Origin of the sequence: Salmonella sp. 741265055_HSA (genome assembly GCF_046569525.1) — a bacterium.
Lineage (GTDB): Bacteria > Pseudomonadota > Gammaproteobacteria > Enterobacterales > Enterobacteriaceae > Salmonella > Salmonella enterica.
On the sequence record NZ_JBKFSQ010000067.1, the window covers coordinates 1 to 7233 of the forward strand.

The following is a 7233-nucleotide window of genomic DNA, read 5'->3' on the forward strand; positions in this document are numbered from 1 at the left end:
CCACTTTGTCGGATACATCAGATTATGACCAGACGGTTCGCGCTGTACGCTTACGGATTTTGGGGCGATAGTGTCTATTGTGGCTGGATTGAATGTTTTGCCTACGCGGACAAAACCGCGTGGTGCTGTATTGCCAGAGGAAGCGATAAAATATGGTAAGTGATACTCTTGAACAGCGGATTTATGAACTGGTAAGAAGCCATGATGGAATTTACCTTTTTAAGAAAAAAGAACTGACACCGTCAACAGATTTGGATTCAGATCTACGGTTGGAAGATGATGAAGCACTGGCATTGATGGATGATTTTTTTACGACATTCAATGTAGATAAAGGGAGTTTCTCGATCACAACATACTATCCGCCAGAACCACCGCTAAAGCATTTGCTTAATCCGTTTCGCAAAAACGATATTCCTCAGGCGCCGGAGTTCACGATAGGTATGCTCATTGCGTCTGCCAGGACTGGTCGCTGGTTGTATGACTGATTCACGCTGGGGGACTGCTTTTCGCCCTCTGCTATTACCTGTCAAAGCTAAGTTCAGATGTCCGCCTGCCAGCAAAGTTGAAATGTCCACTTCTTACTGAAATGGACATTTGTAGTGCAGGCCCACATATCTGTAAGTGAGAGTACGAACAATATCTCCCCTTACCTTATGAGTCGGGAGATATTTGGACGGTTTCGATATTTATTATCCCAAGGCATACCGTAACCAATAAGAAGATCATCATTCTCCATTTCATAAGCGTAGTACTGTTTTACTGGAATATCTATTCTACCAGGCTTTACAAATAGAACAGCAACAGATAAAGATGCTGGCTTGTAATTATCTAAGATATGCTCAACAAGTCGTTTCATTGTGCCACCGGATTCAATCGCATCATCAATGAGAATAACATGACGGTGAGCAATATTAATATTCTGATGATAGACAATCGTGGAGATATTATTGCGATCGCCTGGGGTATGAGGACACGATATATAGTCCATATTAATATCAAAACTCAACTGTCTTGTCAGATCCGCTGTGTAGAGCATCCCTCCGGGTACAACTGTAATGACCACGGCATCAGAATAATCCTGATTTAATTTCCGGGCTACACTGCTGACTCCAGCAGCGATATTCTGTTCATCTATAATAACATCACCAATACAATAATTATTCATTTGGACTCCACTTAAATTCTTATTTGAGTAAAGAACATGGTTATTCTTTTTGTGAAACGTATCTATCACCTATTACAAGCCTGATAAGAGAATAACCACCCATCAGATTAATTCCTGGCTAAAGAGAGTAATCTGCTTGCAAGTATTTCACCATCATGTTTACCTCGTACCCAGACATCTTCAAACTCATCAAGCACGCTGCTGTACCGGGGGGAATCGATAATCTCATCACCAAGATAGGCGAATTCGCCCACGTATTTTTCAATGGAAAGAAATCGCTGATTGCCCAGAACGACCAATCCCGGCAATGGAATGGAAGCATCAGCATCGTGCCAGTACTGGATAAAGCGATCAGTAATATCCTGCAAACCCAGACTTCGAGTCTCACAACATTGGAGGATATTGCCAACTAATGCAACCGGACACCCGGCTTGCGCGATGGCGCTTGTCATCCCTGTAACCTGGAGGTGTGGCAGGATACTGGTATAAAAGCTGCCAGGGCCAAAGATAACAAGGTCGGCATTTTTGATTGCTTCCAGCACGGCGGTGTTGGCCTGAGCATGACTCCCGGTGGAGGTCTTTAATGAGACCGAGCTGATACCTTTTTCCGACTGTTGCCTGGAAAGATGGGTGATTTTATCCTGAGGAGAAATCTGCTGACCGTCACTTAATTGTGCAGAAAGGAGCAGGTTATTATCGAGAGAAGAAGGCCAGACTTCGCCCGTAATACCACATAGTTTTCTGAAAACAAAAATAGCAGTATTCATATCCTGATTATGAGCAAGATAAGCACCTGTAAGGATAAAATTGCCGATACTTCCGTTTCGATAATCAAACGTGATTCCGGCTTTGTCTGCAAATATCTTCAGGTAATTAACGATAGCTCCTCTCAGCCCCGGGTCCAGACGACCAAGCAATGGATGCTGTCCTTCAACATAGGCCCGAAACTCTCTCGATGCCTCCTTGCTATCTTGTTCTGAGGATAAGCGGGTGTTGCAAATTCGCACTATGTCGCCAGAGCAGCCTTCGCCATAGGCCATTGTCATTAATGCCTGTCGGATGTCTCCGACGGACAAAATATCAATGCTTTCCCGGATTGAGCGCGAACTTCCACCGCTATCCCATGCCGGAACAATACGCGTCAGTGAGATCGAACGTTGGCAAAGTGCAATATTCAAAGAGCGGCAAGCGCTACCGCCAGAGAATAAAACGACATGTTTCATTTCAGAATTCCTGATGTAATTTTATTGTTCTGTTTAATGCAACGCTGAGCATTAATACGATAAGCATGAGCGCGGCAACAAAAATAAAGGCATGGGGTAAGGAGCTATGGTGTGCAATAAATCCAATCATAGCGGGGCCAGCCAGTACGCCGATATATCCCATTGTCGTCACTGCCGGGACAGCAACCATTTGCGGCATACTTGTCTGTTTACCTATCTGGCTGAACATCACGGGCACAATGTTGGCACAACCTGCACCGATACAGAGATAACCGATTAGCAACGCTATAAGTGAGGTTGAGAAAATGATGAGACAAAAACCGCCGAAAGCCAGAACCGCGCCGCTGACAACTATGTGCAGAGAGCCGAAACGTCTGATTATTGCATCACCACTAAGTCTTCCAACTGTCATTGCAAGAGCAAAGAATGTGAACCCGAGACCGGCCTGTGAGTCCGCTATTTGTCTGACTTCAACCAGATATACAGCGCTCCAGTCAAGAACCGTGCCTTCGGCCAGAAAGACGATAAAACATATTGCACCAAAGAGCAGGACTTCTCCTTTTGGAAATGCAAATGCCGGACCTTCTGCCGGACTGGCATAAGGCAGTAGTCGGCTGAAACACACCATCAAAAGCATAAAAATGATAAGGCTCACAACCAGAGACGATGCCAGAATGTTCAGGCCAAACGTAAGTAACCCAGTCATTAAACCAGCACCGGCAATCCCTCCAACACTGTACATTCCATGGAAACCAGACATGAGTGGAGTACCTGCATTTTTCTCTACCAGTATTGCCTGAATATTCATGGCGCAATCGGTAAGGCCAACGCCAATACCAAAAATCAGCAATAAAAAGCCAAGTGTTACGGGGCTATTGGCTAATGTTAAAAACGGCATAGATAATATAATAATCATCACCGCATAGCCGATAATTTTCCTGCAACCATAGCGGGATGAAAGTGGTCCGGCTAATGGCATTGATATAATAGCACCGCCCCCCAGGCAAAGAAGTAATATACCCAGAAGAGCTTCATTAGCACCGGTATTCAGTTTGGCAAAAGGAACCATTACCGCCCAGGCAGATGTTGCCAGCCCTGCGATGAAAAAAACAGACCGCGTTGCTATTCTTTCGTTCATTCTGATTCTCATTATAAAAAAGAGTAATGACTAGTTAATATTCAGGCAGCAGTGAGTACATTCATCACTTCGTTGTGTAATTCCCGTGAACCGCTGGCAATCAGCATATTACCGGAACCATCACAATATTCTCTTAAAATACTGAAAACTCCGCCTGCGTTTTCAATCAGATGTATAAATGGCATAAACTCCTGAACGGCTGAAGGATTAATTATGCAGGCATCGATATATCCCGCTGCCAGCATCCCCATAGCATAAAAAGGGTCGCCTTTACGTGTAAGCAGAGCTTGCTGTCTTATTTTCCCGGTGGAAGAATCCTGTACTGAAAAGTCTGTGCTGATATGTATTACGGCCTGATGTAACCGTGTGTTCCGCCTGGTTGCCAAATCGTATTCACCAAATGGGCCAAAAGCCCGGGACCGAATGCCATCAGACCAGAAGCGTTCCCGGGTAAAGGGGTTAGTTAACATACACATACCGTTCTTTTCATTCTCGGTGAAACCGATAAAGATACCGCTGACAGGGATATCGTCAATGTGGCTGTGGAATTGTCTGATTGTCCATGCTGATTTTTTGGTTTCAGAAGGAGCGGTATCCGTATTGACGCTATGATGTGGAAATAAACCCAGTATTTCCTCTTTGATTTCACCGAGCAGGTCCTGTGTATGACAAAGGGGAGTAGTTATTTGCGGATTCAACAAGCGATATTCAGCTAGAGACGCAAGTTGATGAAAATACTTGATATCAGGGGTAGTTTGCATTGTTTAAGCCTTATTACCAGCCATCAGAAGTTGACAGATGCATTCAGAATGCACGATCATGCTTCTTATTGCTCGTTATCATGGTTCAAGGAGTTACTAGTGCTCGATTATGCAGCTTTCCCGGATCAACGACAAGCCCTAATTCGCCAGGTTCTCCTGGAGAAAGGAAGGGTTGTTTGCGCGGAGCTTTCTGTCCAGCTTGGTGTGTCAGAACACACAATTCGTCGTGATTTACATGAACTTAGTAAATCAGGCATCTGTAAAAAGGTGTATGGTGGCGCTGTTGCTGCGATGCCAGAAGCAGGTAATTATGCAGAACGAAAGACTAAAAAAACCGATACAAAAAGCACGATCGCGCATAAATGCGCGCAACTAGTCAAACCAAACAGCTGTGTATATATCGACTCAGGTACAACAAATCTTGCAATGGCAGAGGCACTTCCGAACACTACAGTATTCACGGTAGTCACTAACTCCCCTGAGATAGCCATAACACTGCTAAAAAAACCATTGTGCGAGGTAATTATGCTGGGCGGCGGCGTACAGCGTACTTCCGGGGGGTGTGTTGGTGCTCCTGCCCTTGAACAAATTAAAGGGATTATCTTCGATCAGGGCTTTATTGGTGGTTGCGCAATGGCACCAGAGTTGGGGTTGACCGGGTTTGATTATGCAGATTGTGAGTTTAAAAAAGCCGTAATCCGGCAGTGTAGTGAAATTATCGTAGGTTTAACCTCAGATAAAATTCCGGCGGTCGCACGCTATGTTGTTGCTGACAGCAGCCAGATTGATGTTCTTGTGATAGAACAAAGTGTAAGTAAACAATACGCTGACGTATTCCGGGAGTGTGATATCCAAATATACCCGGTATAGGCCTCGTTAAGTAAATTGTTAAGCAGTCGGAAAAATATCAAATTTTTCGCATGACTCCGATTGCTATCATCAAAAAAACTATAAGTATGATCATAATTATTTTCGTTTTCCAAATATCTCCTCAGAACGTGATTGCAGTGTATTCAAGGCTTCCAACATATCGTCACCGTTGAGTGAGCGCTGAGATTTCTTACCTGTTGGTTTTCTGCGCCGTCGTGAAGGGCCATCACCCGCAGGGATGGCCTGAGAGCGGTTATTGTCACGTTTGTCCTGAACCAGTTTGATAAAATCGAGTGTACGTCCGAGGCGCTTGTTGTCCACGATAGCGCCCTGGTCAATTTCCTGAAGACGATCATAAATGGAGTAGGGAAGGATGACTCTGTTTAGCCGGAGTTCTTTTCTGCCATCCGGGTAATGCCATACTTCAATGTATTTCCCAATAGCCCTGCGGCTTAACTCACTGTCTTCAATCAGATAGAGCACTTTGTCATACTGTACTGTCAGAGATTTTGAAACACGGCGCGGCTCTCGCCATGTGAAAAACGCAGCCAGATCATCATCAGTTTCAAGTGGTCGGTGAACATCAAAGTCATGCCGGGGCTCTTTCGCAAAGCGCCGGTTGTAATCGGCCATAAACTCATCTGCAAAATCATTAGCTGCATTCACTGAGGAAATGCCCCTGAGCCTGAGTTCTTTAACCAGACGATCCTGAAGCGTCAAATGTGCGCGTTCCACGCGGCCTTTGGCTGAGCTGGTGTTGGCGCAGATAGTCTGGATGTTCAGTTCGTGCATCGCACGCCCAAACTGGGTGTAGCCGTCGCCACCGGTTGCGTTTTTATTGTTAATTCTGAAGACGCTGGCTTTATCGCTGTACAATGCCAGTGGCTTGCCATGCTTTTCCAGATAGCCTCTGGTGGCTTCAAAATAGGTGAAGGTCGATTCCGATTTCACGAAACGAAGCTGCATCAGGCGGCTCGTCGCATCGTCTACATAGACCAGTGCAGTACAGGCGGGAGCTCGGTTCTCAAACCAGTGATGGTCACAACCATCAATCTGTATCAGTTCGCCGCAGCAGGCCCGTCGATAGCGTGGCTGCTGAATTTTCGGCGCACGTTGTTTGCGGGGTATCCAGAGACCGGCTTTGACCATGAGCGAACGGACAGTCTCTTTGGACAGGTGAACATCGTGCAGTTCTGCGAGTTTCTCACACGCCAGTGTCGGACCGAAGTCGGTATAGCGTTCGCGGATAATACTGAACGCGTACTGTGCAAAGCCATCAGGCAACTGGTTATTGCTGGGTTTTCCACGACGGCGGTTAGCCATACCAAGCGGGCCAGATTCACGGTAACGCGACAGAAGGCGTCGGCACTGGCGATCGGAAATACCTAGGCGCTGCGCGGCCATCAGTGTGGTCAGACGCCGGTCGACAACGTCCTGAATGATTTTGAGTCGGTTAACTTCATCCAAAGTGAAAAACTCCGCTGCGTGTGCCGTCATGGGAATCTTCCTGTTGATTATACATGACGGACATCTTAACTTAGCCCAAGGCGGACATTACAACTTTGCTGTTACAATTACAGTGCGCATAATGTATATTATGTTAAATTAGCCGGGAAATAACATGGCTGGAATCGTGCTTGTCGCAAAACTCTTTACCCATAATTTTTGCACACTCAGTGACGACATTGTAACCCGTTTGATCCCTGCCCTGTCGTGACGCTGCGCGAATTATACTGATTTGCACTCGCTATCCTGTACACGATTTCACGCAGCGCAGGCATAAAAAAACCGGCCATCGTGGCCGGTTCGTCGCATCGCTTTTTGAATCAGTGGATTTTCCCCCTGGCCGCTGCTTTCTCTGACTGACGTTCTGCAGCTCTGACAACGACCATAAACGCTTTGTTTACTCTGTGCCTGACGTTCTACTACGCTGCAGCTTACGCCTTTGTCACCGGTTCTCGTTTGTGTACATCACTTACTTCGGCGTTGACCCGCAGCATTACGGTTGGCTATTTGCAGTAAACATGACACTTTCGTCTGGAGATACCCGCCCTTCCCTGTAACCTCATATTGACG

The 7233-nt window shown here is 46.0% G+C and carries 7 protein-coding genes and 1 pseudogene; 3 read left to right on the top strand and 5 right to left on the bottom strand.

Annotated elements, in window-relative coordinates:
- The first annotated feature begins 152 nt into the window (after window positions 1-152).
- Window positions 153-485 carry a DUF1493 family protein gene (locus ACLD4K_RS21520; RefSeq protein ID WP_183060322.1) on the top strand — a complete coding sequence of 111 codons (333 nt, stop codon included), beginning with the start codon at window positions 153-155 and terminating at the stop codon, window positions 483-485.
- A gap of 161 nt (window positions 486-646) precedes the next feature.
- Here the strand turns inward: ACLD4K_RS21520 and ACLD4K_RS21525 are convergent, their stop codons facing one another.
- The 4 genes from ACLD4K_RS21525 to ACLD4K_RS21540 all read right to left on the bottom strand — a co-directional run bounded on the left by ACLD4K_RS21525 (window position 647) and on the right by ACLD4K_RS21540 (window position 4287).
- The gene (locus tag ACLD4K_RS21525) at window positions 647-1165 is read right to left on the bottom strand and encodes a phosphoribosyltransferase (protein ID WP_411012476.1); all 519 of its coding nucleotides are present in this window, start codon (window positions 1163-1165) and stop codon (window positions 647-649) included.
- Window positions 1166-1272: 107 nt separating this feature from the next.
- Complete coding sequence (locus ACLD4K_RS21530; protein ID WP_023202461.1) at window positions 1273-2388, bottom strand: gluconeogenesis factor YvcK family protein; 1116 nt, start codon at window positions 2386-2388, stop codon at window positions 1273-1275.
- A 1-nt stretch (window position 2389) separates the two neighbouring features.
- Entirely contained in the window at window positions 2390-3526 is a 1137-nt protein-coding gene (locus ACLD4K_RS21535) for an MFS transporter (protein ID WP_226527758.1), read from the bottom strand.
- 41 nt (window positions 3527-3567) lie between these two features.
- Complete coding sequence (locus ACLD4K_RS21540; protein WP_108638230.1) at window positions 3568-4287, bottom strand: hypothetical protein; 720 nt, start codon at window positions 4285-4287, stop codon at window positions 3568-3570.
- Window positions 4288-4386: 99 nt separating this feature from the next.
- Here ACLD4K_RS21540 and ACLD4K_RS21545 point away from each other — a divergent pair, with 99 nt between their 5' ends.
- Entirely contained in the window at window positions 4387-5157 is a 771-nt protein-coding gene (locus ACLD4K_RS21545; protein ID WP_023202465.1) for a DeoR/GlpR family DNA-binding transcription regulator, read from the top strand.
- 96 nt (window positions 5158-5253) lie between these two features.
- Here the strand turns inward: ACLD4K_RS21545 and ACLD4K_RS21550 are convergent, their stop codons facing one another.
- Window positions 5254-6654 carry an ISNCY family transposase gene (locus tag ACLD4K_RS21550; protein ID WP_183060326.1) on the bottom strand — a complete coding sequence of 467 codons (1401 nt, stop codon included), beginning with the start codon at window positions 6652-6654 and terminating at the stop codon, window positions 5254-5256.
- 402 nt (window positions 6655-7056) lie between these two features.
- On the opposite strand from ACLD4K_RS21550, the pseudogene ACLD4K_RS21555 reads away from it, so the two are divergent.
- A pseudogene (locus ACLD4K_RS21555) lies at window positions 7057-7184 on the top strand (Bcr/CflA family drug resistance efflux transporter); the annotation flags it as partial.
- Window positions 7185-7233 lie beyond the last annotated feature (49 nt).

Excerpts from the sequence above, each read along its gene's own strand:
- ACLD4K_RS21520 (WP_183060322.1), top strand. The coding sequence starts at position 153 with ATGGTAAGTGATACTCTTGAACAGCGGATTTATGAACTGGTAAGAAGC.
- ACLD4K_RS21525 (WP_411012476.1), bottom strand. The coding sequence starts at position 1,165 with ATGAATAATTATTGTATTGGTGATGTTATTATAGATGAACAGAATATC.
- ACLD4K_RS21530 (WP_023202461.1), bottom strand. The coding sequence starts at position 2,388 with ATGAAACATGTCGTTTTATTCTCTGGCGGTAGCGCTTGCCGCTCTTTG.
- ACLD4K_RS21535 (WP_226527758.1), bottom strand. The coding sequence starts at position 3,526 with ATGAACGAAAGAATAGCAACGCGGTCTGTTTTTTTCATCGCAGGGCTG.
- ACLD4K_RS21540 (WP_108638230.1), bottom strand. The coding sequence starts at position 4,287 with ATGCAAACTACCCCTGATATCAAGTATTTTCATCAACTTGCGTCTCTA.
- ACLD4K_RS21550 (WP_183060326.1), bottom strand. The coding sequence starts at position 6,654 with ATGACGGCACACGCAGCGGAGTTTTTCACTTTGGATGAAGTTAACCGA.